The 26,996-nt window shown below is 59.0% G+C and carries 32 protein-coding genes; 21 read left to right on the forward strand and 11 right to left on the reverse strand.

Annotated elements, in window-relative coordinates:
- Positions 1-158: 158 nt before the first annotated feature.
- On the forward strand, positions 159-437 hold the full coding sequence (locus tag QA648_RS23610) for a hypothetical protein (protein ID WP_283053914.1): 279 nt from the start codon (positions 159-161) through the stop codon (positions 435-437).
- 199 nt (positions 438-636) lie between these two features.
- Here the strand turns inward: QA648_RS23610 and QA648_RS23615 are convergent, their stop codons facing one another.
- Together QA648_RS23615 and QA648_RS23620 are read right to left on the reverse strand one after the other, a co-directional pair.
- A complete protein-coding gene (locus QA648_RS23615) occupies positions 637-978 on the reverse strand; it encodes a DUF2934 domain-containing protein (protein ID WP_283053915.1) in 342 nt (113 codons plus the stop codon).
- 130 nt (positions 979-1,108) lie between these two features.
- Positions 1,109-1,918: a mechanosensitive ion channel domain-containing protein gene (locus QA648_RS23620; RefSeq protein WP_283053916.1), complete on the reverse strand. Its 810-nt coding sequence runs from the start codon at positions 1,916-1,918 to the stop codon at positions 1,109-1,111.
- 605 nt (positions 1,919-2,523) lie between these two features.
- Here QA648_RS23620 and QA648_RS23625 point away from each other — a divergent pair.
- The 3 genes from QA648_RS23625 to QA648_RS23635 all read left to right on the forward strand — a co-directional run bounded on the left by QA648_RS23625 (position 2,524) and on the right by QA648_RS23635 (position 4,312).
- Positions 2,524-2,769 carry a hypothetical protein gene (locus tag QA648_RS23625; RefSeq protein ID WP_245464188.1) on the forward strand — a complete coding sequence of 82 codons (246 nt, stop codon included), beginning with the start codon at positions 2,524-2,526 and terminating at the stop codon, positions 2,767-2,769.
- A gap of 185 nt (positions 2,770-2,954) precedes the next feature.
- A complete protein-coding gene (locus tag QA648_RS23630) occupies positions 2,955-3,539 on the forward strand; it encodes an alpha/beta fold hydrolase (protein ID WP_260305174.1) in 585 nt (194 codons plus the stop codon).
- A gap of 113 nt (positions 3,540-3,652) precedes the next feature.
- Positions 3,653-4,312: a peroxiredoxin gene (locus QA648_RS23635; protein WP_104826859.1), complete on the forward strand. Its 660-nt coding sequence runs from the start codon at positions 3,653-3,655 to the stop codon at positions 4,310-4,312.
- Between the two features lie 191 nt (positions 4,313-4,503).
- Here QA648_RS23635 and QA648_RS23640 read toward each other — a convergent pair whose 3' ends face one another.
- Complete coding sequence (locus tag QA648_RS23640) at positions 4,504-5,256, reverse strand: YoaK family protein (protein WP_104826858.1); 753 nt, start codon at positions 5,254-5,256, stop codon at positions 4,504-4,506.
- 225 nt (positions 5,257-5,481) lie between these two features.
- Between QA648_RS23640 and QA648_RS23645 the strand changes: the two genes are divergently transcribed.
- Together QA648_RS23645 and QA648_RS23650 are read left to right on the forward strand one after the other, a co-directional pair.
- Positions 5,482-5,799, forward strand: coding sequence for a DUF982 domain-containing protein (locus QA648_RS23645; protein WP_104826857.1), 318 nt, complete (start codon positions 5,482-5,484; stop codon positions 5,797-5,799).
- A gap of 134 nt (positions 5,800-5,933) precedes the next feature.
- A complete protein-coding gene (locus tag QA648_RS23650) occupies positions 5,934-6,164 on the forward strand; it encodes a hypothetical protein (RefSeq protein WP_104826856.1) in 231 nt (76 codons plus the stop codon).
- Positions 6,165-6,200: 36 nt separating this feature from the next.
- On the opposite strand, the gene QA648_RS23655 is transcribed toward QA648_RS23650, so the two are convergent.
- Positions 6,201-6,974 (reverse strand): TIGR01458 family HAD-type hydrolase, encoded by a 774-nt coding sequence (locus QA648_RS23655; RefSeq protein WP_283053917.1) that lies wholly within the window; start codon positions 6,972-6,974, stop codon positions 6,201-6,203.
- Positions 6,975-7,114: 140 nt separating this feature from the next.
- Positions 7,115-7,561, reverse strand: a complete 447-nt coding sequence (locus QA648_RS23660) for a MarR family transcriptional regulator (protein ID WP_104826854.1) — start codon at positions 7,559-7,561, stop codon at positions 7,115-7,117.
- Positions 7,562-7,699: 138 nt separating this feature from the next.
- On the opposite strand from QA648_RS23660, the gene QA648_RS23665 reads away from it, so the two are divergent.
- Positions 7,700-8,674, forward strand: a complete 975-nt coding sequence (locus QA648_RS23665; RefSeq protein WP_283053918.1) for an alpha/beta hydrolase — start codon at positions 7,700-7,702, stop codon at positions 8,672-8,674.
- 119 nt (positions 8,675-8,793) lie between these two features.
- Here QA648_RS23665 and QA648_RS23670 read toward each other — a convergent pair whose 3' ends face one another.
- Together QA648_RS23670 and QA648_RS23675 are read right to left on the reverse strand one after the other, a co-directional pair.
- Positions 8,794-9,825, reverse strand: coding sequence for an aldo/keto reductase (locus QA648_RS23670; RefSeq protein WP_283053919.1), 1,032 nt, complete (start codon positions 9,823-9,825; stop codon positions 8,794-8,796).
- 225 nt (positions 9,826-10,050) lie between these two features.
- Positions 10,051-10,752 carry a GntR family transcriptional regulator gene (locus QA648_RS23675; RefSeq protein ID WP_283053920.1) on the reverse strand — a complete coding sequence of 234 codons (702 nt, stop codon included), beginning with the start codon at positions 10,750-10,752 and terminating at the stop codon, positions 10,051-10,053.
- Positions 10,753-10,905: 153 nt separating this feature from the next.
- On the opposite strand from QA648_RS23675, the gene uxuA reads away from it, so the two are divergent.
- From uxuA to QA648_RS23725, 10 genes are all read left to right on the forward strand, one after another.
- Complete coding sequence (gene uxuA, locus QA648_RS23680; protein WP_283053921.1) at positions 10,906-12,105, forward strand: mannonate dehydratase; 1,200 nt, start codon at positions 10,906-10,908, stop codon at positions 12,103-12,105.
- A complete protein-coding gene (locus QA648_RS23685; protein WP_283053922.1) occupies positions 12,105-13,511 on the forward strand; it encodes a mannitol dehydrogenase family protein in 1,407 nt (468 codons plus the stop codon). Before uxuA ends, QA648_RS23685 begins: the two co-directional genes overlap by 1 nt.
- A gap of 132 nt (positions 13,512-13,643) precedes the next feature.
- Positions 13,644-14,666: a Zn-dependent oxidoreductase gene (locus tag QA648_RS23690; RefSeq protein WP_283053923.1), complete on the forward strand. Its 1,023-nt coding sequence runs from the start codon at positions 13,644-13,646 to the stop codon at positions 14,664-14,666.
- A 52-nt stretch (positions 14,667-14,718) separates the two neighbouring features.
- Positions 14,719-15,528: a transporter substrate-binding domain-containing protein gene (locus QA648_RS23695; RefSeq protein ID WP_104826848.1), complete on the forward strand. Its 810-nt coding sequence runs from the start codon at positions 14,719-14,721 to the stop codon at positions 15,526-15,528.
- A gap of 63 nt (positions 15,529-15,591) precedes the next feature.
- Positions 15,592-16,266 carry an amino acid ABC transporter permease gene (locus QA648_RS23700; RefSeq protein WP_104826847.1) on the forward strand — a complete coding sequence of 225 codons (675 nt, stop codon included), beginning with the start codon at positions 15,592-15,594 and terminating at the stop codon, positions 16,264-16,266.
- Positions 16,263-16,940 (forward strand): amino acid ABC transporter permease, encoded by a 678-nt coding sequence (locus QA648_RS23705; RefSeq protein WP_104826846.1) that lies wholly within the window; start codon positions 16,263-16,265, stop codon positions 16,938-16,940. The genes QA648_RS23700 and QA648_RS23705 overlap by 4 nt, the downstream gene beginning before the upstream one ends.
- Positions 16,937-17,686, forward strand: a complete 750-nt coding sequence (locus tag QA648_RS23710; protein ID WP_104826845.1) for an amino acid ABC transporter ATP-binding protein — start codon at positions 16,937-16,939, stop codon at positions 17,684-17,686. Before QA648_RS23705 ends, QA648_RS23710 begins: the two co-directional genes overlap by 4 nt.
- Before the next feature lie 4 nt (positions 17,687-17,690).
- On the forward strand, positions 17,691-18,368 hold the full coding sequence (locus tag QA648_RS23715; protein ID WP_260305165.1) for a GntR family transcriptional regulator: 678 nt from the start codon (positions 17,691-17,693) through the stop codon (positions 18,366-18,368).
- A gap of 101 nt (positions 18,369-18,469) precedes the next feature.
- Positions 18,470-19,006: a recombination regulator RecX gene (recX, locus tag QA648_RS23720; protein WP_283053924.1), complete on the forward strand. Its 537-nt coding sequence runs from the start codon at positions 18,470-18,472 to the stop codon at positions 19,004-19,006.
- 96 nt (positions 19,007-19,102) lie between these two features.
- Positions 19,103-19,702 (forward strand): DUF922 domain-containing protein, encoded by a 600-nt coding sequence (locus QA648_RS23725; protein WP_104826842.1) that lies wholly within the window; start codon positions 19,103-19,105, stop codon positions 19,700-19,702.
- A 13-nt stretch (positions 19,703-19,715) separates the two neighbouring features.
- On the opposite strand, the gene QA648_RS23730 is transcribed toward QA648_RS23725, so the two are convergent.
- Complete coding sequence (locus tag QA648_RS23730; protein WP_283053925.1) at positions 19,716-20,522, reverse strand: IclR family transcriptional regulator; 807 nt, start codon at positions 20,520-20,522, stop codon at positions 19,716-19,718.
- A gap of 152 nt (positions 20,523-20,674) precedes the next feature.
- Between QA648_RS23730 and QA648_RS23735 the strand changes: the two genes are divergently transcribed.
- From QA648_RS23735 to QA648_RS23750, 4 genes are all read left to right on the forward strand, one after another.
- Positions 20,675-21,550, forward strand: a complete 876-nt coding sequence (locus QA648_RS23735; protein ID WP_104826840.1) for a transporter substrate-binding domain-containing protein — start codon at positions 20,675-20,677, stop codon at positions 21,548-21,550.
- Between the two features lie 80 nt (positions 21,551-21,630).
- Entirely contained in the window at positions 21,631-22,296 is a 666-nt protein-coding gene (locus tag QA648_RS23740) for an amino acid ABC transporter permease (RefSeq protein WP_104827894.1), read from the forward strand.
- 1 nt (position 22,297) lies between these two features.
- Entirely contained in the window at positions 22,298-22,945 is a 648-nt protein-coding gene (locus QA648_RS23745) for an amino acid ABC transporter permease (protein ID WP_283053926.1), read from the forward strand.
- Between the two features lie 5 nt (positions 22,946-22,950).
- Complete coding sequence (locus QA648_RS23750) at positions 22,951-23,745, forward strand: amino acid ABC transporter ATP-binding protein (RefSeq protein ID WP_283053927.1); 795 nt, start codon at positions 22,951-22,953, stop codon at positions 23,743-23,745.
- A gap of 62 nt (positions 23,746-23,807) precedes the next feature.
- Here QA648_RS23750 and QA648_RS23755 read toward each other — a convergent pair whose 3' ends face one another.
- The 3 genes from QA648_RS23755 to araD form a co-directional block, all read right to left on the reverse strand.
- Positions 23,808-24,227, reverse strand: coding sequence for a heme-binding protein (locus QA648_RS23755; protein WP_283053928.1), 420 nt, complete (start codon positions 24,225-24,227; stop codon positions 23,808-23,810).
- 279 nt (positions 24,228-24,506) lie between these two features.
- Positions 24,507-25,232 (reverse strand): ribonuclease activity regulator RraA, encoded by a 726-nt coding sequence (locus QA648_RS23760; protein ID WP_104827892.1) that lies wholly within the window; start codon positions 25,230-25,232, stop codon positions 24,507-24,509.
- A gap of 17 nt (positions 25,233-25,249) precedes the next feature.
- A complete protein-coding gene (gene araD / locus QA648_RS23765) occupies positions 25,250-26,986 on the reverse strand; it encodes an L-arabinonate dehydratase (protein WP_283053929.1) in 1,737 nt (578 codons plus the stop codon).
- Positions 26,987-26,996 lie beyond the last annotated feature (10 nt).

The raw sequence follows: 26,996 nt of genomic DNA on the forward strand, positions 1-26,996 counted from the left end.
GGCTGTCACCGAAGGCACCGCTGACGGCCGGAACTTGATGAACAGTCTGCCGTTTATAGCCATCTCTCATCGGAGGACATCATGCAATTCACCGACATAGCTATCGCGTTCAATGGGGCGACCGCTCCAGTGGAATTCATCGGCGAAGGAGTCAAACTGTGAACACTGCCAACCTCCAACTCGAAGGTCTCCTCACCGCAGTCGCTTCAATCAATGCCCTTCTCGTCGACAGCGGCATCGTTTCTCGCAGCGAGATGCAGCAGGCGTTGGAACGAGCACAGAACGGCGTCAACGGCGAAGCCCGCGGCCTTTCTGAAGCCAATCGAAAGGCCATGCTCTTTCCCATTCGCCTTCTGCTGCTTGCCAACGAGGACTCTGATTTGGGAAGATCCAGGACATTTGCCGAATATGCAGAGGCAGTCGGCAAATCATCCTGAAGAATGCCTGATGTCCGAGACATGCCTGAGGAGAACCCGAGAGCTGCAGCCGCCGGGCCGAAAGAGTTTGCGGCAGATTATACCATTCCTGTTTGCCGCAAACGGGACGTTCGCACGAGGCCGCGCGTCGATGTAAAACTCCATCCGACAATCATGAAGCTGCGGTCGAGCTGGAAGTGAATGCTCCGGTACCGTCGCCCTACGGCTGCTCTCTCGTTCCCGGCGCGGCCGTCCGTTCGTCCGCATCTTCCAGATCGCTTTTTACCAGAAATGCGTCGGTATGTTTGCGGGCGGCTTCCCGTAATGCATCAAGTTTCGGCACGTCGTCGCCCTCCATCTCGATCTTATCGAGATGGAACTCGCCGCTGATCTGTCTTTCTGCACGTTCCCAGTGCTCGACGGCTCGACCTTCCGGTCTGCCTTCGTTCTCCCAGATGGCGTAAGCCCGCTCTCTGATTTCCTTTTCAAGGTCTCTTGTTGCCGGTTCCGCCGCTTTTGATTGATCGGCTGCTGGTGAATTGATGGGTGCGTTGTCTACCATCGGTCATCTCCTTTTGCCTATCAAATCGACGTAAGGAGAGTATGTTCCGTGCCCACGCTTGCCTTTTGCTCGTTCACCGCAAATTTCTGCGACGGCAGGTCGTCGACTGGCGGCAAACGCGCTCCGCGATCTACTTGAGCATGATGCCTTTAGCAGCAAGGCCTCGTCTCAGCCGCTCGATCATGGCGTGGCGCGTCTCCGACCATTCCCTCGTTTTCGCCCAGTATTCGATCATCAGGACCGTCTTATCGGCGGTAAGATCGTCCGAATAAACACGGGACGGCGGATTCTTTTGCACTCGTTCGTCCGATCTGACGAGTTCGAGGATCGCCTGCGTCACGATGTCGATATCGACATCGTTGCCGACAGCCACCGATAGTTGCTGGCGCCGGTTGATTTCGCGGCTGTGATTTTTGATCGGGGTATTCCAGAGCGTGGAATTTGGAGCCATCAGGTAGAGGCCGTCGGCTGTCTTCATCTCGGTGGCGAACAAGCCTATTTCGAGAATGCGTCCTTCGACGTTGGCAGTCTCGATATACTCACCGACGCGCAGCGGCCTCAGCACCAGAAGCATGATGCCGGCTGCAATGTTTTGAAGCGTGCCTTGCAACGCCAAGCCGATCGCCAAGCCTGCAGCGCCCAGAGCAGCAACGATCGATGCGGTCTGGATGCCGAATTGCGCCAGTACTGCGACAAAGACAAAAATGAGAATGCTGTAGTGCAGCAGGTTTTCGAAAAAGCGCGCAAGTGTCTCATCGATCCCATGTATTCTCGACAGACCTTCATAGGCCCACCGGCTTAAAACGCCGGACAGAATCCAGCCGGCGACGAGAAGAATGACTGCGCCGAGGATGGAGAAGCTATATTGTACAATCAGTGCCGCTGCTTGGCTGAAGGCGGCGCGGGCGGCGAGAATGAGATTGACCGGCTGATTTTCCATCGGAAAAGCATCCTTCCAAGATAGTGTCGACTTTGATTGGGTCTGAAATAGTTCGTTGCCCCTGTTTTCAACCGAGATGTTGCGGTTTCTGTCGAGGCGAAGCTTAGCCCTGAGCAATATCGAGGACGGCGATGCACGAAACGCCGCTCCTTCATGGGCGCGCTAGCAAGCTTATTTCTACTTGGAGGATCAAGGTCTTCCGGCTGTCGCTCGGTGTATGACATGAGGGGCATGGAACATGAAAAGAACTCGCTGCCCTCTGGCGGATAGCGGCGAGTTCTCTTCATTCAGTCCGCCGCAAAGCAGTCATCTTTCCGCTTTGTGGCTGCACGAAATTCTTCGACTCAGCACCGCCCCGAATTCCGCAGAATACTTGCCACATGCCGGAGCATCCAAATAGTCGCTAATAGGTATTAGCGCGTTCGGTTCAATCGGGGTACCGATGGTTGGTCCAATCAACCGCGCGGTGGGACGTCGAAGCCCTGCATCGGACGGCTACTCGAGGTGGCGCAATTCGAGAACAGATTTCCTCCTTTCGTAGCAAGCAAAGATGCTCGTTCCTTTTATCTACTATTCTTATAGAGAATATTGGTAAGCGGTCTTGGATGACCGATAGGGCAGACGGCTTGGTTCTGCGTGACGAGATCAACGAGATGGAGGATCGCATGAAATTCGATTTCATCAGCCGCTTGAAGATAGTTTTCCGCCGTCTTGCACCTCACCAGTCGGGCAAGCCTGGCGCTCTGAGGACATCTGTCGAAAGAACGATCACGTCGGGTGAAAGCCACGATCCATCGGCGCGCGATTACGAGCTCTATTATTGGTGCTCCACGCCGGCGCCCTGGTATTGAGAGGAAACCCGCTATGGCATTAGCCTTCGATCTGCGACGACCGGTTGCGAACCGGTTTCCGAGCGACATTCGATCCCATCTTGTTCATGGTATCGAAGTTTTCTCCGTTATTTCGTCCTTCCTGTTTCTGTTCGCGTTTGTGGCGGGCGTATTCTGATGCCTCAAAGCATAATCATGGACATGCGATGAGCAGAGTGCTGATCTTGCCGGGTCTGTTCGGATCGGGGGAAGGGCATTGGCAGCGTTACTGGCTGCAGGATCAGCCGGACGGGCGCCTGGTGGATCAGGACGATTGGGATCACCCGAACTTTTGCGATTGGATGGCGAGGCTTGAGGCAGCGCTTGAAGAGGCAGGAGAAGCCTACATCGTTGCCCACAGCCTCGGCTGCCTCCTGGCAGCGCGGCTGGCGGGCCGGACGGCGGCGCGACACGTCAAAGGCGCGCTGCTCGTTGCGCCTTGCGATCTTCCGGCAACCGAGGCGCTGCATGCGGGACATATTTCTTTCGGAGCCATGCCCACCGAGGCCTTGCCTTTTCCCAGCATGACGATCGGCAGTCTGAACGACATATACATGACGCTTGACCGCCTTACGATGTTCGGGCACCTCTGGAATTCCGATATCCGGAATATCGGCCTTGCGGGCCATATCAATGTCGCGAGCGGCTTCGGGCGCTGGCCGAGCGGATACGGCTTGTTGGAGATGCTGAAGGCGCGGGCTAAACACTGGAGACCCCGAAGGTCTATGTCCGTGACTGCCGCGACCGCCTAAAAGGAGGACTTTTCTTCGGATGCATTAGGCGGCATCCTGCGATTAGATTTTAACCCAACGTTCGCCGCCAAAAATTTGCAAGAGACGACGAGCCCCTATTTGGAGGATCCACCATGAGCCTGCGTATCAATGATATCGCACCCGACTTTACCGCCGAGACCACCCGCGGGCCGATCCAATTCCACGACTGGATTGGCAATGGCTGGGCAGTGCTGTTCTCGCATCCCAAGAACTTCACGCCGGTCTGCACGACCGAGCTCGGGGCAATGGCGGGCCTTGAGCAGGATTTTGCCAAGCGCGGCGTCAAGATCATCGGCATTTCCGTCGATCCGGTCGAGAGCCACAGCAAGTGGAAGGGCGACATCAAGACGGCGACCGGCTTCGATGTCGACTATCCGCTGATCGGCGATAAGGACCTCAACGTCGCCAAGCTCTATGACATGCTGCCTGCCGGCGCGGGTGAAAGCTCGGAGGGCCGCACGCCCGCCGACAACGCCACCGTGCGCTCAGTCTTCGTCATCGGCCCCGACAAGAAGATCAAGCTGATCCTCACCTATCCGATGACGACCGGCCGCAACTTCAACGAAATCCTGCGTGCTATCGATTCCATTCAATTGACGGCGAAGCATCAGGTCGCCACGCCGGCGAACTGGCAGCAGGGCGAAGATGTCATCATCACGGCCGCCGTTTCCAACGAGGACGCTATCACACGCTTTGGCTCGTTCGATACGGTTCTGCCCTATCTTCGCAAGACGAAGCAGCCCTCGGCCTAAGCGGCCCGCATCCGGGAACGTCGGCTCGATCTGAGCCGCGTTCCCATTCCGTCGAGGGATTGCCAATTCGCTCTCTATTTAATGTTCTTGTTTAACAACAGAAAATTCTTGTATTGCGCTGTTCTTGAAGGATTTTCATGATGGCGGAGTATGCGGAAAGCCGAATTTAGCTTTCCGGGTGCCTCGCGGGCTCACCGATTTATGTCAGATGGAAAGGTGCCCGGAGCGGAGAGGGTCGATTTCGCCCGCCGAATTGCATCCAGCGCAATCATCGTCAACAACGCTGCGGCCAGAATGAGAAGGTAGCCGCCGACGGCGCGATAGATGACGACGCCCAGAATGCCGCCGATCAGGAAGGCGGCAATGGTGTAGAGATGCAGCCGGAGCTTGGTCAGATTGTGCCGCGCCTCGGTCTTGGGCTCGCGCCCGCATAGAATGTCGAAGGCAATCCCGAGCTCGATTCCGAGATCGGTGGCCATGCCTGAGACATGTGTGGTGCGCACGCGGGCATCGGAGATGCGGGTGACGACGGCATTTTGCACGCCCATCAGGAACGCAAGGCCGAGAACGAGAACCGGCACACGCCAGATGGCCAGCAGCCAGAGATCCGCGCAGCCGAGGAGGGCAAGCAGTCCCGCTTCGGTCAGGATGCTATAGGCGTAAATGGCATAGACGTTACGACGGCGGCCTTCGTTGATGATCAGCGTCGAGACTGCCGCGCCAAGTATGAACGCCACCACGATCCCGCCATAGAACAGGGCGGAGAGCCACTGGCCAATCGCCAGATCGTCGGAAAGCGTGGAGACGTTGCCCGTCATATTGGCGGAGAAGAAGCCCACGGCATAGAAAGCCGATGCGTTCAAGGCGCCGGCGATGGCGGCAAGCGAAGCCGCAAGGCCGCGATCGATCTTTTCGTTACGATGAGAACCCTGTCTTACGAGCATATGTTGAGAGCTATTGGCGTGACGGCATGTGTGAACGCTCTCAGCTTACCCACAGGCGCCGAGTCTTTACAAGCGGCGGTTTCGATCGTGCTGGACTCTGCCGGGCGCGCTTGGGTTAGGGCCGCCGCATCTCCAAATGCCGTCGGCGCTCCCTTGAAGATGAAGGGGACTGGGCAATATTCATAGCTCAGAGCGATTGGGACGGCATTCGACTGGAGGAAGAAAATGTTGAACAACAACGTTCCCTGGATACGGTCCGTCAGCATCCGGTTGCAATGCGGTTTGGAGCGGAGTTTCTCCGGCGCATACGATGCTTTGGATTTCCTCGAAAATGAATGGCCACTCCGACACGGAAAGCGGTATGATCGCGCAATCAAGTCATGCCACGGAGCGTTGAATGGCGTGATCCCCTCGATCGTCGCACGTGAGGCGTTTCTCGCAGCGTGCCTGGAGGCAGATATGCCGGCGGTCATTTCGCCTCGCAAGGCGATGCCGCAACTGGCTTCCGGACCTTCGCGGCCAATGCGCTCCACCAGGATTTGAGGCAGATGGCTCCGCCTGAGGGCGGAGTTCTGAGCAGCGGGTACAGGTATCACCGTTAAACGCCCAACGAACGGAGCAAAATCTCTCCGGTTGGCGATGTCCGATATCATCAACGTTACAGGTTGGAGAAGACAATGCCTCCCGAAGAGATGAACGACGTGCTGACGAAGCTGCCGCTCCGGATCGGTGCCTATGTGCCCGAAGACTTGCTTGAAGATTGGTTTGCCCCGGGGACCGGCATGAACCCGGTGAGCAAGGCGGCCCTCGACAATGCCGAAGCCTATGGCCGGCGCTTCGAATGCGAATTCAAATATTATCCAGAACGCTCTGAGGGCGTGTTTTGGAAATTTGTACCGGCGATGTAGAAGCAGCTCACGTTCACGGCACGTATATGACCCCGGTCAAATGCCGCGCTTCGCGATGATCCAATCGACCGCTGCGGAAATATCATCCACCGTTGCGGTTGGAGAAGGCTTGAAACGATTCTCGTCCTCACGACGGTATTTGCCCGTACGGACCAGCAACGCGCAGGAGATTCCGGCCTGCAAGGCTCCCGCGACGTCGTTTTCCGCATCGTCGCCCACCATCACCGCTTCCGTTTTCGAGCAATGCATGCTGTTGAGCGCGGACAGAAAGAAATCGGGTGAGGGTTTCCCCAAGATGACGGCACGCTTCTGACTTGCGAACTCAAGCGCCGTCACAAACGCGCCCGCATCGAGACTAAGTTTTCCGTCCGCATCTTTGAACGCCCTGTTCGGTGCGAGCGCCAGGAAGTCCGCGCCCTCAATCAATTCTCGAAATGCCTTATTCAGCGTCCGGTAATCGAAAATCTCGCCTGCATCGCCAACAACAACAGCCTTGCCTTTGCTACCCGTCAGGTCATGAAAATCCGGCACAAGATCGGGATGGACTAGGAGGTGGGGCGATTGCTCATGTCGACCAAGCCACTCGCGGGCCGCTTGCGCGGGAGTGAACAACTCGTCGCTTTTGATTGAAAGTCCGAACCGGGAAAGTCGGTCCAGAATGGCCTGCTTGCTTGAGCGTGTCGTGTTGCTCACGAAACGCACGGGAAGGCCGGCCTCGTGCAGGCGGGCGACAGCAGATGTTGCGCCCGTTATGAGGTCTTCGCCATCATAAATGACGCCGACTAGATCAAGAAGCACTCCGCTGATCATCGAAGCAAATTACCTTTCTTCGTGTCATCTGGGCTCTGCCGCTCACTCTTCCGCTTGTTCTCCGCGATTCAACTGGGGCGCTGGCCAAATGTTCCGGAATGTCGGGCTCGATGGAGCGTTGTTGGGTACTCTGATGCCGGCTATTGCTCTCCGCCGAGCATCTTCTGTAGTTCCCGGATTTGCTGGTTCAATGCGTCCAACTGCTCAGGCGTCATGCCCGAGCGCGCCATCAAGGTTTCGCCCAGGCAGCGACTCCGGGCGAAGAGGTCGCCGCCGGCTCCCGTCAGCCAAACATGGACCTGGCGTTCGTCGATCTTGCTGCGTCGGCGTTCGACAAAGCCCGCCTGTTCCAGGCGCTGCACCGGGGGGGTGATGGTGCTCGACTCTAGTGCGAGACGGTCGGCGATCGCGCCGACCGTCAGCCCATCATTTTCACCCAAGGTGCATAAGACCAGATATTGCGGATAGGTGATGCCCATCGAATCCAGCATCGGCTTGTACGTTCGATTGATAGCTATGCTTGCCGAATACAGCGAAAAGCAAAGCTGATTGTCCAAGGGGACGGGCGTGGGTTCTGACATAGACATCTTCCAATTGCGCTCATCCTTTCTATATCACGAAAAATGATATCGCGATAATTTTTTATGGACAAGGATTCGAAATGGCTTTAAGCATATAGATATCGCGATAATAAATAGTGCGATATAAATTAAATGGAGATTGAAATGAGCCAGTCGATCAATCAAGCTACCCGCCGAGGCGTTATGACGGCCGGTCTTGGCCTGGCCGCTACAGCGGCTGTCATGCCCTTCGCGCAAACTGCACAAGCCTCTCCCGTAAAACAATCTTCGAAAGGTAAGGACATCATGAGCAGCAGCACGATTACGACCAAGGATGGAACGCAGATCTTCTACAAGGACTGGGGCACAGGTCAGCCGATCGTCTTTCATCATGGCTGGCCGCTGAGCGCCGATGATTGGGACGCGCAGATGCTGTTTTTCCTGCACCAGGGCTTCCGTGTCATCGCCCACGACCGTCGCGGTCATGGCCGCTCGAGCCAAACGGCGACTGGCAATGAAATGGATACCTACGCCGCCGATGTCGCAGAGCTCGCAGCTCACCTCGACCTGAAGGGCGCCATCCACGTCGGTCATTCGACCGGCGGCGGCGAGGTTGCCCGCTATGTGGCCCAGCACGGCGGCAACGGCCGGGTCTCCAAGGCGGTGCTGATTGGCGCGGTTCCGCCGATCATGGTCAAGTCCGAGAAAAATCCGGGTGGTTTGCCGATCGAGGTGTTCGACGGTTTCCGCGCCGCACTTGCCGCCAACCGCGCCCAGTTCTTCCACGATATTCCGGCCGGTCCGTTCTATGGCTTCAATCGTCCGGGTGCGACTGTCTCTGAAGGCATCATCGATAACTGGTGGCGTCAGGGCATGATGGGTGGCGCCAAGGCTCATTACGATTGCATCAAGGCCTTCTCGGAAACCGACTTCACGGAAGACCTGAAGAAGATCGACGTGCCGGTGCTGGTGATGCACGGCGACGACGACCAGATCGTCCCGATCGCGGATTCGGCGCTTCTGTCGTCCAAGCTGCTCAAGAATGCGACGTTGAAGGTCTACAAGGGCCTTCCGCACGGCATGGCGACCACCCATGCTGACGTCATCAACGCCGACCTGCTTGCCTTCTTCAAGGCGTAACGATCCTCAGAAAAAGAGAGCGCTCGCCGGGAGGCGGGCGCTTTTGGGCAATGACCCAGGCACTTCACTTCGGCCACGGCTGGCGGAGAAGCAATGCTCTTCCGACGTCACACCATATATTATCGGCCGCCTTCGATCTTGCGATGACGCTGATTGGCGCCGCCCTTGCCGTAGGGGTAGTCAGACGGCTGCGGTGCGCTGACCTCGTTGAGCCTGCCCATCTCCGCCTCCGATAGAGTCAGTTCCGCCGCACCGAGATTGTCGGCAAGCTGTGCGGGCGTGCGGGCGCCGAGGATGACGGAGGTCACGGCGGGCCGTGCTGCCGTCCAGGCGAGCGCTACCTGTGCCATGCTGACGCCGCGTGCCTTGGCGATCTCTTCGACGGCGGCGATAATCGCCCAGGTCCGTTCCTGCGCATTACGTGCCGCGTAGGATTCGCTGCCGCGGTTGGGGTTTTCACCGAGGCGAGTTGCGCCGGTCGGCATATGGTCACGCTTGTACTTGCCGGTCAGCCAGCCGCCGCCGAGTGGCGACCAGGGGAGCAGGCCCATGCCGGCATCCTGGCAGGCCGCGACGATTTCAAGCTCGATATCGCGAGCAAGCAGGTTGTATTGCGGCTGAAGCGTAACCGGCCGCGTATAGCCGCGCGCCTTGGCAATTTCGACGGCCTTGGCGATGTGCCAACCGACATAGTTGGAGAAACCGTAATAGCCGATCTTGCCGGCAGAGACGGCGTCATCGAGGAAGCCTAGCGTCTCTTCGATCGGCGTCAGTGCGTCCCAGGCATGCATCTGATAGAGATCGATATGTTCAACATCGAGGCGCCGAAGCGAGTCATTCAGAGCTTGGTTGAGATGCCGGCGTGACAGACCGATATCGTTCGGCCCGTTGCCCATCGGAAAGCGTCCCTTGGTGGCGATGATTGCCTGCCGCGCTTCGCTCGGCCGCGCTTTCAGCCAGCGTCCGATGATCTCCTCCGATTTGCCGGCACTGTAGACATCGGCGGTGTCGATGAAATTGCCGCCCCAGGCGAAATAATCGTCCAGCAATATGTGAGATTCCGCTTCGTCGGCCTCCGCACCGAAGGTCATGGTGCCAAGGCAATATGCAGTAACGACAGCCCCGCTGGGACCGAGCTTGCGATAATCCATTCCTGCCTCCTCTGGTGGGAGCACCTGCATCCGATCCGCAAAGCGGCCAGCAGAGCGAGAGCCCCGTGATCTATAGCGATGTTGTGCTTGGGACGGCCTCCGGCCATCGAATGACATTCGACGCTTTGCGCTTCAGCGCAAGGGCCGCCACGGAACAATAGCCAATCATACCGCTGCGACCAAGTGGGTCTGCAAAATAAGCCGCACCGCTCTTGGCAGGACGGATCAATCAAAAATCTCAGGTCTTCGCGCCAACAGAGAGTCGATGGTGCGGAAGACCTGCTGCAGATGTTTGGCCATGTGTTTTTTGGCAGCCGAAGCATTGCCAGCTTCGATCGCGGTCACGATTGCCAGATGCTGTTCGTAGAGCTCCGCCAGGTGCCCCGGCTCGGGCAGGCTTAGGACACGAACGCGGTCAAGCTGGCCTTTGACGTTCTGGATGACCTTCCAGGCCCGTGTCAGATTGACGGATACGGACAGGATGAAATGGAAATTTTCATCCTCCGCCAAGAATCCATCCAGGTCGCTGTTGTCGACCGCGCGCTTCTGTCGCGCCAGGCTTTCATGCAGGCGAGCGACGACGGCGGGATCGGACATTTCGGTCACGCGCGCGACAACGGCTACCTCAAGCGCCTCGCGAATGAACTGTGCCTCCAGAACTTCCGAAACACGGATCGGCGCAACGAATGTGCCACGCTGGGGAAAGATATCGACCAGCCCATCCTCGGCGAGCTTGATCAGCGCTTCACGAACGGGCGTGCGGCTGACGCCGAGCATGAGGGCAAGCTCCTTTTCGCTCAAGGCCTGCTTGGGCGCGAGGCGGAGATTGAGGATCGACTGGCGAATATTGCCATAAATCTGCGGCGCCATCGGCAGTTTCGGATCGATTGCAAGCAGGGATGACGACTGTCTATCGGTCAGAGCCAATGATGTTCTCCTGTACGGGTGGAACGCTTTTAGCACAGAGGCGTGACGGCGCGCACTGACCAGCTTCATTGACATGTTACCATGGTAGTGTATTTGAATCGAGAGCGATTGTTGCCTGGTTTGGTGGCGTAGGTTTTCAAGGGAAAAGTCAGGATGAGACATACGTGGAGATGGTTTGGACCGATCGACAAGGTCAGCGTCAGGGATGCCGTTCAGGCTGGCGCGGATGGCATCGTCAGCTCCCTCCATCATATTCCGACCGGTATCGCCTGGCCGCTGGAGGAAATCCGCAAGCGGCAGGATGAGATCCGGCAGGGCGGATTGGAGTGGGAGCTAGTCGAGAGCATCCCGGTTTCCGAAAGCATCAAGACCATGTCCGGCGATTGGAAAGACCATGTGAAGGCGTGGGCGGAGACTCTCCGACGTCTGGCCGAAGCAGGAATTTCAACGGTCTGCTACAATTTCATGCCGGTTCTCGACTGGACCCGTACCGACCTGCGCTGGACGACGCCCAGTGGCGCAAAAGCCATGCGTTTCGATCTTGTCGATTTCATCGCCTTCGATCTGCATATTCTGCAGCGCCCGGATGCGGCGGCCGATTATTCCGTGGAAATGGTGGAGGCTGCCGCCCGGCGCTTCGCCGAGATGCCGGAAGAAGAGCGCTCGGTGCTTTCGCGCAGCGTCGGCGCGGGACTTCCCGGGCAGGCAGAGGCCTATACTCTGTCGGAATTACGTGCCGAACTCGCGCGCTACAGCGCCATTGATGCTGACCGCCTTCGCGGCAATCTGGTCGATTTCCTGTCCGAGGTTGTGCCGGTCGCCGAGGAATTGGGCATGCGGCTCTGCGCCCATGGAGACGACCCGCCATGGCCGCTTCTCGGCCTGCCGCGCATTCTGTCGACCGAAGAGGACTATGCGCGCATCCTGAAGGCCGTGGACACCCCGGCCAACGGCGTTACCTTCTGCACCGGCTCGCTCGGCGCGCGCGGAGACAACGACCTGCCGGCGATGATCTCGCGGCTGGCCTCGCGCATCCATTTCGTTCATCTGCGCAATGTCCGCCGCGAAACGACGGCGCAGCCGGGTTCCTTCTTCGAGGACGAACATCTTGAGGGAAATGCCGATATGGTCGCGGTGATCGCCGCGACCATATCGGAAGAGCGGCGGCGCAAAGCCGAGGGGCGCGCGGATCATACGATTTTCATGCGGCCAGATCACGGCCAGGAAATCCTGGATGACTTGGCGCGCGGGGCCCAGCCGGGCTATCCTGCCATCGGCCGGTTGAAAGGCCTCGCAGAACTGCGGGGCATCGAGCGTGCCTTGTCACACCCTCAATATGGATTGGCCCGCTGATGGAACGATTGACTGCCCGCACGCAACCACATGATTCAATTCAGTCTCCCGCTTATGACCGGCAGGTTCTGAAGCCTGGGATCGTCCATATCGGTCTCGGCGCTTTCCACCGTGCGCACCAGGCGGTTTACACGGATGCGGCGCTGGCTCAGGCATTTGGAAACTGGGGTATTGTCGGCGTCAGCCTGCGGTCGACCGAGATCGCCCATGATATGCAGGCGCAGGACTGCCTTTACAGCGTTGTTGCGCGTGACCGCTCCGGCGATAGCGTCCGGGTTGTCGGCTCGATCGTCGAGGCGCTTGCGGCCAGCGAAGATGGAGAGGCTGTCCTTGCGAGGCTCGCCGATCCGGCCGTCCATGTCGTCACACTGACCGTCAGCGAAAAGGCCTATGGCATCGATCCCGTCGGCGGCGGAATTGATCATGCCCATCCCGCAATTGCCAACGATCTGAAATCGCCGGCCCGCCCTTCGGGCGTGATCGGTTACTTGACCGAAGGACTTGCCCGGCGGCGGGATAGGGGTCTGCCGCCGTTCACCGTGCTTTGCTGCGACAACCTGCCGAGCAATGGCCGCATCGTCCGCCGTCTTGTGACTGAGATGGCGCAAATGCGCGATCCCAACCTTGCTGCCTGGATCACGGAAAAAGTGTCCTTTCCTTGCAGCATGGTGGATCGCATCGTTCCGGCCGCAACGGCGGAAACCCGCGCCCGCGCCGAAAGTCTCCTGGGAGTGGAGGACATGCTGTCGATCGAGGCGGAAACCTTCTCGCAATGGGTGATCGAGGATGATTTCGTTTCGGATCGCCCCGTCTGGGAGGCGGGCGGCGCGCTCTTTGTCAAGGATGTCGAGCCCTACGAGAAAATGAAGCTGCGGCTGCTCAACGGTTCGCACTCCCTGATCGCCTATCTCGGGCAATTGCAGAAGCTCGAGTTCGTCCGCGACGTCATGAGTGTGCCGGAGAATGTCGCGCTGGTTCGGCGGCACATGCAGGCGGCGGTGCGCACGCTCGATCCCGTGCCCGGTATCGATCTTGCCCACTATATGGATCAGTTGGTGGAGCGTTTCGCCAACCCGGCCATCGCGCATCGCACGCTGCAGATCGCCATGGACGGCTCGCAGAAACTGCCGCAGCGGCTTTTCCAGCCCGCCGTCGACGCCCTTTCTTCGGGGAGCGACGGAGCGGAGTTCGCCTTTGCTACGGCTGTCTGGATAGCCTTTCTCAAGCGGGCCGATACTCTGGACGATCCGCGCGCCAGCGAACTGTTGAAGGCCGCAGCGGACACGGGGCATCCGGACGACGAAACAGCCTCCTTCTTTGCTGTGCCGGGGCTTTTCCCGGGGGAACTACAGGCAAACAGGGCCTGGCGTGACCTGGTGAATTCGCTTCTGGAATCCTTTCTTTGAGACGAGAGGCGCTTTGTCGGTGACAGCCTAAAAAACAGCCTTGCGCCTCCCAGCATTCTTGGATACAAGTATGCAAGCTTCACATAAGCCGCCTCTCTGAGGCGTGGCCCGTGGTGGGAGCAGGGAGGATACATGGTTGCGATAGCGGTACGCGCGCCTCATCGGCTGGCGTTGGAGGACGAAAATTCTTCCGGAGAATTGGCGCCGGGCGAAGTTTCGATCCGGGTCAGCCGCGCCGGTATCTGCGGTTCGGACATACACATCCTGCACGGCTCGAACCCGTTCGTCGTCTATCCCCGTATCATTGGGCATGAGTTTGCCGGCACGGTGGAAGCGATCGGTGCCGGCGTTTCGCGCCTTACAGTCGGGGATCATGTGGTCGCCGATCCCGTCATTTCCTGCGGAAAGTGCCATCCCTGCCGCATCGGCCGATCGAATGTCTGCGCCAATCTGCAGGTGATCGGCGTTCACCGCGATGGCGGCTTCCGGTCGGTGGCCGTCGTACCGGAAGACAATGCGGTAAAGGTTTCATCGTCCCTCGGTTTCGACATAGCCGCTCTTGCCGAGCCGCTGGCGGTTGCCGCGAATGTGCTGGCGAGAACGGGCTGCGGCCCCGAAGATGCGGTGTTGATTTATGGCGCTGGCACGGTCGGCCTGACTGTGCTGCAGGTCGCCAAAATGAAGGGCGCGCGCTGCATCGTTGCCGATATCGACGACAGGCGGCTTGAGCGTGCTCGTGAATTTGGCGCCGACCTCGTGTTCAATTCTTTGGAAAAGTCCGTTCCGGACATGGTTGCCGGCGAGCTGGACGGGCTCGGTCCATCCGTCGTTATCGATGGTGCCGGAATTCCTTACCTGCTTGAGGAAGCATGCCGTGTCGCCGCGCCTGCCGGAAGGATCGGATTGCTCGGATTTTCCTCCGCGCCTTGCAATGTCAGCCAGCAGGAAATCGTCCGCAAGGAACTGAGCCTCGTCGGTTCTCGTCTCAATCGCCGTTTCATTCCGGAGGTGGTCGGCTGGTTGGAAAGCGGCGCGCTCAAGCCGGATGCGATGATCACGCAGACCTTTGCCGCTGCCGATGCGGCCGCAGCCTTTGATCTCATCGAACAGCATCCCGAGCAGACACTCAAAGTGCAGCTCGCCTTCGATGCCTAATCACCGCCGCTTAGCGGAAGCATTCAACCTAATGACCTGGGAGGGTATATCCATGTTCTTGAGACGCGCATTTTTGGGTCTTCTTAGTGGTCTGGCGATCGCCGCAACCGTTTCGGTTCCGGCCTTCGCGGAATCCGGCAGTGTTCTTCAGTCGATTCTTTCCAACGGCAAGCTTCGCGTCGCCGTGCTCGGCAGCCTGCCGCCTTATGCAACCGTCGGCGCTGACGGCGTGCCTGTCGGCTACGACATCGAAATCGCGAAAAAGCTGGCGGCGGCATTGAAGGTCGATCCGGAATTCGTCGTTACCGATATTCCAAGCCGCGTAACGTCGCTGCAGACCGGCAAGGTCGACGTGACGATCGCCGACTTCACCCGCAATGTCGAGCGCTCGACGTCGGTTGCTTTTTCGAACCCCTATGTGGTGACGAATATGCGGCTGCTTGTGCCGGCAAGCGCGCCCTATAAGACGATCGATGAGGCCAATGCCGCCAAGATTCGCGTTGCTATTTCCCGCGGCGGTACGGCGGAGCGCGCCGTGCCGGCCCATATGCCCAACGCCCAGCTCGTCCGTTTCAACACCCAAGCCGACGAACTCAGCGCTCTGCTGTCCGGACAGGTCGACGCAATGGCGGAAGACGATTTCTACAACCGCAAGGCCATCAGCGACAATGCGGGCAAGCTTCGCCAGGTCGACGGTTCGCTCGCACGCGCCGAAATTGCCATCGGTGTACCGGCGGGCGATGCCGATTGGCTGCGGGTCGTCAACCTGTTCGTCGACCAGTTCAACGCGTCCGGCGACAACAAGGCACTTTTCAAGACGTGGTTCGGCTTCGACCAGCCGGCGCTGCAGGCACAATATTGATCCAAAGGGAGCGGCGTTTGAGCCGCTCCACCATCCCGCGGAGAGGACTTGGCGGAGGGGACCATGCACTACACGCTCCAGTTTCGCAGCATTCGCGAATATCTGCCACTTCTCTGGGATGCCGCGCAGACTACGCTGAACCTTTCGATCCTCGCGATCGTCCTCAGCGTGATCATCGGCTGCGGATTGGCAATCATGCGGCGCAGCCAGAGCCGCCTCTCGCGCGTCTTGGCGATCACCTATATCGAGATCATGCGGAACACGCCGCTTCTGGTCATTCTCTATATCGTCTATTTCGCGCTTCCCGCCATGGGATTGCGGTTCTCTTCCTTCACCGCCGCCTTGATCGGATTGACGCTCAACAGCGCCGGCTACATGGCAGAAATCATCCGCGCGGGGCTTGTCGCCATCGCGCATGGCCAATTCGAAGCGGCGCGGGCGCAGGGTTTCAACCCCGTCCAGACCTATCGCCATATCATTCTGCCGCAGGTCTTTCGGGTCATCTACGCCCCGCTCGGCAATCAGGTGATCGCAGTCATCCTTGCCTCCTCACTCGCTTCCGCGGTCGCCGTGGAGGATGTGGCCTCGTGGATGCAGACGGTCGGCTCCACCTCCTTCCGGTTCTTTGAAACCTTCTTGGTGGCGGCGGGCGTCTATCTGGTTCTTTGCCAGGCGGTGAACCTCATGCGCCTTGCGATCGGCCGCATGCTTTTCAGGGATAATGGTGCGCGCCGATGAATCACGACCTGTTTTCCTTTCTGCCGCTTTTTCTGAAGGCGGCCGCACTCACGATCTGGTTGTCATGGCTGGCTCTGATGATCGGTGCCGTCGCGGGTGGCTTCGTGGCGCTGGCGCGGACGTCCCGCTGGTGGCCGCTAAGAGTGGTGGCTCTGCTTTTTGTCGAATTCTTTCGGTCCATTCCGATCCTGATTGTGCTGTTCTTTGCCTATTTCGGCCTGCCGGTTATGTTTGGGGTTGATATTTCGACCTTTATGGCGGCGACCCTTGCGCTGGCGCTGCACGCCACGGCCACGATGTCCGAGGTCATGCGCGCTGGCATCGAGAGCGTGGGACGCGGCCAATGGGAAGCCGCGCAATCCTCGGGAATGACCTTTGCTCAGACCATGCGGCATGTGGTCGGCCCGCAGGCATTGAGGGTCGTCCTGCCGCCTTCGGTCGGTGTCTATGTGACGACGCTGAAGGAGTCCTCGCTCGCCTCGATCATCGGCTATGTCGAATTGACCAAGACCGGTCTTCTGGTCCGCGAAAGCACGGGCGGCAGTTTCGCTCCGCTGCTGATGCTCGGCGTCCTTTATTTCCTCATCAACTATGGAATCTCGCTGGCGGGAGGCGCGCTTGAGCGGCGCTACAACGTCGGAACGAAGCTCATGCTCGCGGGAGGCGGACAATGACGCAGGCAGTCCTCGAATTCGACAATGTGGTGAAGCGCTTTGGCAAGCGCACCATTCTCGATGGTATTTCCATGCAGGTACAGCCGGGTGAGATCGTCTGCTTCATCGGTCCTTCCGGCACGGGCAAATCGACGCTGCTGCGTTGTGTTAATGGATTGGAAGACATCCAGGGCGGCGAGATCCGCTTCGAGGGCCGGCCGGTGCTTGCGCATGAACGCGGCGCGATCACCAGCGTCCGCCGCCGGATCGGCATGATTTTTCAGCACTTCAACCTTTATCCGCATCTGACCGCTCTGCAAAATGTCGTGCTCGCCTCAGTGGTCGTGCATAAACAGGATCGGAAGACGGTCGAAGCGCGTGCAAAAGCTCTGTTCGAACGGGTGCGCCTGTCCCACCGGATGAATGCCTATCCGGCACAGATGTCGGGAGGCGAGCAGCAGCGGGTGGCGATCGCCCGTGCCCTTTGCGCCGAGCCGCACATCTTGCTGTTCGACGAGCCGACCTCGGCGCTCGACCCGGAAACCGTCGGCGAGGTTCTCGGCGTCATGCGCGACCTTGCTCGCGAGGGCCGCACAATGCTAGTCGTCACGCACGAAATCCGTTTCGCCGCCGATGTCGGCACACGGATGATTTTCATGGACGAAGGCAAGATCGTGGAAGACCGGGAACCTCGCGCGCTGATCGCAAATCCGAGCAGTGACCGAGCCCGGCGCTTCCTGAGCACCATCACAGCAGAGGCGCATTGAACCGATGGCCGTATCACCAATCCGCCCACGGATGAGCATCAAGGACCTTTATGACGTCCTTTATATGCGGATACTGACCGGCGAACTTCGGCCGGGCGCGGCTATTTCGGAAACACGGATCGCCGACGAGGTCGGCTTGAGCCGAACGCCGGTTCGGCAGGTGTTTCAAAGGCTGGCGGATGCAGGCTTTCTGGTCGTCGTGCCGCAGGTCGGCACCTATGTTGCACCCATCGAAATCAGCGCGGTTCGGGACGCGCAGTTCGTGCGCGAAATGCTGGAATGCAGCGCCGTCGCCGAAGCCGCCACGTCACCCGTGGCGGACAAGGAAGCGCGGCTGCACCGGTTTCTGGAGGACCAGCGGCGATTGATTGGCAAGGGCGATCACATCGGCTTTTTCCTGTCTGATGAGGCGATGCACCGCGCGTTGATGGAAATCGCCGGGCATCCCCATGTCTGGGGCATGATCGCATCGGCAAAAGTGTCCCTCGACCGTCTTCGCTATCTCTCGCTCGAGCGGATCGATTGGCTGGAGATGATCTTTCGTCAACACGAGGATTTGGTCCATCGCGTCGTCACGGGTGATCCGGATGGGGCGACCAAGGTGATGCAAGCCCATTTGCGCACCGCTTTTGCCGCCATCGAACGGATCGCCGCGGAAAATGCGGATTTCTTCGCGGAATAGCGTTCAGGTGCGCAAGGGGATTTCGTTGCGAAAACAGGGTGCATGGCGTAGACACCTTCACCTCGAAACTCCGTTTTTCTGATTCTGAACATCCTCTGCCCATGGATCAAACTCCTACGCCCCGAATGCTGGCCTGGGCACGCAATTCGACGATCTATCGCCTTGAACGCAAGATGATGACCGAGAAGCAGTTGTTCGATGCGATTGCGAGAAAAGCGAAACAGAAATTCGAAGACATCAGCGATGCGCAGATCAAGGCCGTCGCTGATTTCGCGGTCCAGTTCGCCTATGACCAGAACGCCCTTAACGACGTCGCCTATGCCGAGATCAGCACGCGGTCCGCGGTGCGCTCCGGCAAATCAAGGAAGGCTATTGGCTACAAGCTCGCTTCGAAAGGCATAGACAGCAACACGGTGATGACGGCGTTGGACGCCACGAACGACTTGTTCGCGGCCATCATCTTTGCCCGCAAACGCGGCTTCGGGCCATTTCGGAGAGATGAGCCCGATGAGAAGCGAAAGGCGAAAGAACTGTCCGCATTCGCCCGCAACGGATTTGGCTTCGAGATCGGCAAGGCGATTTTCCATATGAGCCGGCAGGAGGCCGAAGAACTCCTGCAGTCATCGCCGGTCGTCTGAGCGGGACGAGTTTGTTCGGATTCTCATCGTCCGATTGAAAGCGGCATTTGCACCCGGTAGTTTCGCCGGCATTGGGCATTGTTCATGGGGATTTGCATGAAGGCAGGCGTTCGATTTTGTGTGCTGACAGTGTGTTTTGCATCATTGCCGATGGTTGCGCACGCCCAGTGGCAGGCCGTCGAGAAGGTGAAGACCTATGCCATTGCTGGCAAGTCTGGCGCGGATCTTTATGAATCGATCGGCGAGAAAGGGCCTGAGGTTGGCGGTGGAGCGCGCGCTATCGCACACACGGGTTTCAAGCTGACCTGGACGAGGAAATACGAACCGCAGGGCGATTCCTGCGTCCTGGTTTCCGCACAACCGAAGCTGACAATCACCTACACGTTGCCCAAGCCTGCGGAGCAGTTGCCGGTCTCGACCAAGAGAAGCTGGGAGACGTTTATCGCCGGCGTGCACAGACATGAGCTCGTGCATGGCGAGATGATCAAGGACATGGTGAAGGAGATTGAGACCGTGAGCGTCGGCCTCAGTGCCGCCGACGATCCTGAGTGCCAGAAGATCAGGAGTGATCTGACGAAGCGCCTGTCCGAGATTTCCGACAGACAGCGTCAGCGAGCCCGGGATTTCGACAAAACCGAACTCAGCGACGGCGGCAATCTGCAGCAGCTCGTGCTGAAATTGGTGCGGGAACAATAGGCCCCGTTGGGATCTATTGAGCCGCGGTCAGATAGTTGTTGCCGATCGAAAGGCCTTCCGCGGTGCGAACGAGCTCTGCGCCCAGGGCCGTTTTGTGGTCCTCCGAAACATCGATCGGCAGGACGAAGCAGATGGTCGCTTCGACGATGCCGTTCGAGTTCCAGATGGGGGCGGCCATGCATTGGGTGAAGCTGTTGATCAAGCCCGTGGTGACGATCAGCTTCTTTTTCTTGGCCTCGCTGCATTCGCGGGCGAAATCCTCAAGGTCGACCGAGCGTCCGTCGGGAAGGGTCAGGTCGCCTTCCTCCAGCAATCTGCCGATTTCTTCTTTCGGCAGATGCGATAGCAAAAGCCTTCCCGATGCCGTCCAGGGGATCGGTACCTGCGATCCGATCTCCGAGCTGATGCGGAGCGGGCGCGAACCTGGGGCGGCATGGACGATCGCCTGCTTGTTCCTGTGGCGCACACAGAGCTCGCTCGTCTCGCCGGTCTGTTTCGAGAGCCGCTCGACTGCTTCCCTGCCGCGAATAATGATGTCGTTTTCCTGCAGGTAACGCGTGCCATAGAGATAAAGCAGCTTGCCGAAATAGACCCTATTGTCGCTGCCGTTCGTCTCCAGAATACCCGCATCAGAGAGGATGCCAACGAGATCGTAGATCGTCGATCGCGGCGCGTCGATTGCTTTCGGCAGATCGGCGAGCCGCACCGGTTGCCCGGCCTTGTTCAGATAAGCGAGCAATTTCAAGACTCTATCGATACCGCGCTCACGAGGTCCGTGGGCCTCCCGGGTCTTTCGCGCACCTTCGTCGTTCGAAACCATGCCAGAAATGCTCCATTGCTGCCGCTCTGGCATTGCGCCAGCGCCAAAATCGGTATATCGTCCTAAATATAAGAAACGTGTCTTATATATAAGACAGAAGCTTGAAAAACAAGCTCGACTACGGGAACTTTATCTCAAACGCGGAGGCTTACATGAACGATATTTCGCAGCGTCGTGATTTTTTGAAGCTGGGCCTGGGTGGCTTGGCGGTCGGTACTGCGGTTGGCCTGATGGCCAGCAGCGAAGAGGCGGCGGCGCAGGCAGCCAGCGACAGCCTGCTGCGCACGGTGCTGGATCGAGGCCACCTGATTGTGGGCACCGGCAGCACCAACGCTCCCTGGCATTTTGAGAACGATGCCGGAGAGCTAGTCGGCATGGACATCACCATGGGCCGCATTCTTGCCAAGGGCCTGTTCGACGATGAAACCAAGGTCGAATTCGTCAAGCAGGATGCGCAGCAGCGCATTCCGAACATCGTTACCGGCAAGGTCGACATTACCATCCAGTTCATGACGATGTCGGCGCAGCGTGCGCAGCTCATCAATTTCTCCCGGCCCTATTATGTCGAAGGCGTGGCTCTGCTGACCCGTCCGGACGCCGACAACAAAACCTTTGACAAGCTCCTGGCCGGGGGCAGTAGCACGCGCGTTTCCATTCTCCAGAACGTCGACGCGGAAAAGACCATTCACCTCGTTCTGCCGGATGCGCAGGTCATGCAGATCGACACCCAGGCGAACGTTCTACAGGCTTTGGAAGCCAAGCGTGTCGATGCGGCCGCGGTCGATCTGTCGACCGTGCGCTGGCTTTCCTCGCGCAATCCCGATCGTTATTTCGATGCGGGCAAGCAGTGGAACAGCATGCTTTACGGCGCCGGCGTCCGTCAGGGCGATCTCGACTGGCTGTATTTCGTCAATACGACGTTCAACACCGCCATGTTCGGCCATGAATCGGCGCTCTATGATGCTGCTTTCAAGGAGTATTTCGGCCTGGATGCGCCGGTACGCAAACCGGGTTTCCCGACCATCTGATCTGGACGGAGCCAGCGCGGCTTTGGCTGGCGCTGGCTCCGCCGCAGACATCGATCGCTTAGCGGGAGATAATGGCCGGCATGGGCTATCACCTGAATTTCAATCTTATCTGGCGACACATCGACAAGCTGTGGGGCGGGCTGCTGCTCAGCCTCGAGCTGGCGGTCATTTCTATCGCCATCGGTGCCTTGATAGGGCTCGTCCTCGCTATCTGGTACGTATCGGCCGGCAAAATTGTGCGCCGTTTCATTGCCGCTTACGTCGAGTTCATCCGCAATGTGCCGTTGATCCTGCTCGTCTATCTCGTCTTTTATGGACTTCCGACCGCTGTGAACATCGCCTATAGCGCGACGACCTCCTTCGTCATCACCTTGTCGGTCTATGCTGGTGCCTATCTCGTTGAGGTGTTCCGATCCGGTCTCGAAGCCGTGCCGCGGGGCCAGATCGATGCGGGCAAGGCGATCGGGCTGACGCCGTTGCAGCGGCTCCTTTACGTCCGCCTGCCGACGATGACACGCATCACCTTGCCTGCGCTGTCCAACACGTTCATCTCCTTGTTCAAGGATACGTCGGTCGCCTCGGTCATTGCCGTTCCGGAGCTCACCTACGGAGCGCAATGGATCAATTTCAACACCTTCCGCATCGTCGAGGTCTACATCATCGCGACCCTGATGTATCTCGTCACCGGCTACCTCATCTTGTTCGGCCTGCGACGGTTGGAAGGTCATTTCAGGGTGGAGCGCTAGTATGGCTGCGATCATCTATGCTCTGCCGTTCCTTCTGAAAGGGCTGCTGATCACGCTTTGGGTCTCCGCGATCGTTGTCGCGCTTTCGCTTTGCATCGGCATCGTCTTTGGGGTCGGGCTGATCTACGGCCCCTGGCCGATCAAGCTGCTGGTGCGCTTCTTCAGCGATTGTATCAGAGGCATTCCAATCCTCGTTCTCATCTTTATCGTCTATTATGGATTTCCGGCACTCGGCCTGCATATAGTTGCCTTTTGGGCCGGTGTGGTCGCGTTGACGCTGTTCAAATCGGCCCAGGTCGTCGAATACGTGCGCGGCGCAGTTCTCTCCATTCCCAAGGGACAGATGGAAGCCGGCATGGCCATCGGCCTGACTTTTGTGCAGCGCCTGCGCTACGTCATCTTCCCGCAGGCGACACGCCGCTTTCTGCCGCCCTGGATCAATGGCGTGACCGATGCGGTCAAAGGAAGTGCTCTGATTTCGCTGCTCGGCATCGTTGACCTCATGCAGTCGATCAACGAAGTGATCGGCCGGACCTATGAGGCCATGCCGCTCTACCTTCTCGGAGCCTTCATCTACTTCGCGATCAACTACAGTCTCTCCAGCCTGAGCCGGAGAATGGAGCGCCGCTACTCCTACATCAGGGATTGACCGTCATGAACAATATACAAGCTGCCACGCCGCTCCTTAGAATACGCAATGTCGCCAAGGCGTTCGGACCCGTCCAAGTGTTGCACTCCATCGATATGGATGTCGCCAAAGGCGAGGTGGTCTCGGTCATCGGCCCTTCGGGCAGCGGCAAGACCACGCTTCTGCGCTGCGTGAACTTTCTCGAAAGCTATGACAGCGGCTCGATCCAGATCGATGGGGCCGAAGTTGGCTATCGGGACGGCACCAATCAGCAGCGCCGTGGCGAGAAGGACCTCGCGCGCATGCGGGCCGAAACGGGCATGGTCTTTCAGAGCTTCAATCTCTTTCCGCATCTGACTGCCGCGGAAAATGTGATGCTCGGCCTTCAGAAGGTTCGGGGCAAGCCGAAGAAGGAGGCGCGGGAGATAGCCGAGCATTGGCTCAGCCGCGTGGGGCTCGGACACCGCATCAACAATCTGCCGTCGGAATTGTCGGGTGGACAGCAGCAGCGCGTCGGCATCGCCCGCGCCGTGGCCATGGACCCGAAGATTCTGCTGCTTGATGAAATCACCTCGGCGCTCGATCCGGAACTGGTGAACGAGGTTCTCGATGTTGTCAGGCAATTGGCGGAGGAGGGCATGACGATGCTGATGGTCACCCATGAGATCGCCTTTGCCAGGGACGCCAGCGACCGCATCGTCTTCATGGCTGATGGAAAAGTGTCCGCTCAGGGAGCGCCGAAGGATCTTCCGGCGCTCGTGGCAGAGAATGAGCGGCTGAAGGCTTTCTTGTCCCGCTTCCATGCGGCCACGGCCGTCTGAGATTGAACGGGAGAATGGAGACACGCACCGTTCGCAAATGGCCGGACTGAGAGAAGCCTGTCTTAAACGGTATCGGCTCCAATGGCAGCAAGTGCGGCGCGGGCGACCTCGAAATCCTGGTCGCCTGTGCCCGACCCTACGCCGATCGCGCCAGCAAGCCGGCCGCCGAAACGGATGGGCAGGCCGCCCGGCAGATGCGTGACGCCGCCTTGCGAGGCGATGCCGGCGGCGGTGCCGAATTCGAAGGAGATGGCGCCGGTCGGCGCATTGATCGAGGCGGCGGTGCGGGCCTTGGCGCGAGCCGTATGCATGCTTAGATATTTTGCGCCATCCATCCGGATGCTCGCGATGGTTTCGCCGCTCGCGTCGACAATAAAGACACACTGCGGAATGCCGATCTTCTCGGCATGGGCGATCGCTGCCGCAAGAGCCTGCATTGCGCCGGCATGGGACAGGGCCAGGGTTTCGCGTGTGACGGACATGGGCTTGTAACTCCTCAACTATCAAATTCTCGCGGCAAAGATCGGCTGCCTGTAGCTAGACCGTTATGCGCATAATTGGCAATGCCAAGAGGCGAGGCCGCCAACACCCGTGCGCAGCCAAGGGCAACGAATTTTCAGACGACACCAAAAGAAGGGGTCCTCATAGATCAAATTAGATAATATCGATAATATATTGATATAATTATTTATTCTCAAAAATAATCCCGTCCCCGTAATCGGTGACGGGATTTCGGTTCGACATAGCGCTGAAGACGCCGATCAGCGTCCTTTCTGCTTCCTCCACTCGGCGAACTTGACCTTCGGCGCGTCGCTGGTTGCCGGGTAAAGTCCGATGATGGTCGCGCCGTTAAGGACTTCCTCGGTGACGAAATCCTCGTAAGCGGTCATTTCGACAGTCTCATCGGCGATTTCGTCGGCGAGGTGGGCCGGGATGACGATGACGCCCTCATTGTCGCCGACAAGAACATCGCCGGGGAAAACCGCGACATCGCCACAGCCGATCGGTCCATTTATTTCGATCGCCTGATGCAGAGTCAGGTTTGTCGGCGCGGACGGGCGGTGATGATAGGCGGGAATGTCGAGATTGGCGATTTCCGGGCTGTCGCGAAAACCGCCATCGGTCACGACGCCGGCGACGCCCCGCACCTGCAGCCGCGATATCAGGATCGAGCCGGCCGAGGCCGCGCGTGCATCCTTGCGGCTATCCATCACGAGGACGGCGCCGGGCGGGCACGCTTCCACTGCCGCGCGCTGCGGATGTTCAGGGTTGCGGAAGACCTCGATCGTGTTCAGATCTTCGCGCGCGGGGATGTAGCGCAGCGTGAAGGCCTGGCCGACCATGTTCGCTTTCTTCGGTGACAGCGGGCGAACATCCTGGATGAATTGGTTGCGAAGGCCGCGCTTGAAAAGCGCCGTGGCGATCGTCGGCGTGGCAACGCCCATAAGCTTGCTGCGGGTCTCGCTGCTCAACACGTAATTGCTCATGATATCGTCCTTTGCGGTCAATAAATATCGGGTTCGCCCGGCGTCGGGCCGAAACCGGTTTCCAGGAAATCAAAGTCGCAGCCCGTATCGGCCTGCGCTACGTGGCGGGCGAACATCCAACCATAGCCGCGGCCGAATTTTTCCGCGGGCTTGACCCAGGCTTCGCGCCTTCGCTGCAATTCGTCGTCATCCACAAGCATGTCGATCCGCTGTGCTTCAAGATCGAGGCGGATAATGTCGCCGTTCTTTAACAGCGCCAATGGGCCGCCGACATATGATTCCGGGGAGACATGCAGGATGCAGGCGCCGTAGCTCGTGCCGCTCATGCGGGCATCGGACAGACGCAGCATGTCGCGATGGCCTTGCTTCAATAGTGCCTTCGGGATTGGGAGCATGCCCCATTCCGGCATCCCAGGCCCGCCCTGCGGGCCGGCGCCGCGCAGCACCATGACATGGTCCGGCGTGATGTCGAGATTTTCGTCGTCCACCGCCGCTTTCATCTCCGGATAGCTGTCGAACACCAAGGCCGGTCCCTGGTGCTTGTGGAAGCGCGGATCGCAGGCAGCCGGCTTGATGACTGCTCCGGTCGGCGCAAGATTGCCCTTCACGACTGCGAGGGAGCCCTCGTGATAGACGGGATTGTCGAGCGAGCGGATGACATCGTCATTGTAGCACTTGGCGCCCTCCAGGGTCTCGCCGAGGGTGACGCCGGAAACGGTCAGCGCGGAGAGATCGAGCTTCGTGGACAGCTTTGCCATCAGCGCACGCAGGCCGCCGGCATAGTAGAAGTCTTCCATCAGATAGGCCTTGCCGGTCGGCCGGATATTGGCGAGCACCGGTGTCGTCCGGCTAGCCTTGTCGAGATCATCCAGCGTAAGGGCGACACCGGCGCGGCGCGCCATGGCGATCAGATGCACGACCGCATTCGTGGAACAGCCCGTCGCCATAGCCACTGCAACTGCGTTGCTGACGGCGGCGGCCGTGACGATCTTCGAGGGGACAAGGTCTTCCCAGACCATCTCGACAATGCGGCGGCCGACGGCCGAAGACATGCGGATATGGTTGGAATCGGCTGCCGGGATGGAGCTCGCTCCGGGCAAGGTCAGGCCCAACGCCTCGGCAATCGCCGTCATCGTGCTCGCCGTGCCCATCGTCATGCAGTGGCCGTAGGACCGGGCGATGCCAGCTTCGACGTCGACCCATTCCTTCTCCGAAATGGCGCCGGCGCGGCGCTCGTCCCAGAACTTCCAGGCGTCGGAACCGGAACCCAGATATTCGCCGCGATAATTGCCGCGGAGCATCGGGCCGGCGGGTAGGTAGATCATCGGCAGGCCCATGCTGAGCGCGCCCATGACGAGGCCGGGCGTGGTCTTGTCACAGCCGCCCATCAGCACGGCACCGTCGACCGGATGCGAGCGCAGTAGTTCTTCCGCCTCCATCGCCAGCATATTGCGATAGAGCATGGTCGTCGGTTTGACATAGCTTTCGGACAGCGACAGCGCCGGTAGTTCGAGAGGAAAGCCGCCGGCCTGGAAGATGCCGCGTTTGACATCTTCGACCCGGTGCTTGAAATGCGCGTGGCAAGGGTTGGCGTCGGACCAGGTGTTAAGGATGGCGATGACGGGCTTGCCCGCCCATTCTTCCGGCGCATAGCCCATCTGCATGGTGCGCGATCGATGTCCGGAACTTCTGAGGTCGTCGGGCGCGAACCATTTGGCGCTGCGCAAGTCCACCGATTTCCTTTTAATATTCATTATGTTGAGA

The organism is Rhizobium sp. CB3171 (assembly GCF_029714265.1).
In the GTDB taxonomy this organism is placed as follows: Bacteria; Pseudomonadota; Alphaproteobacteria; order Rhizobiales; family Rhizobiaceae; genus Rhizobium.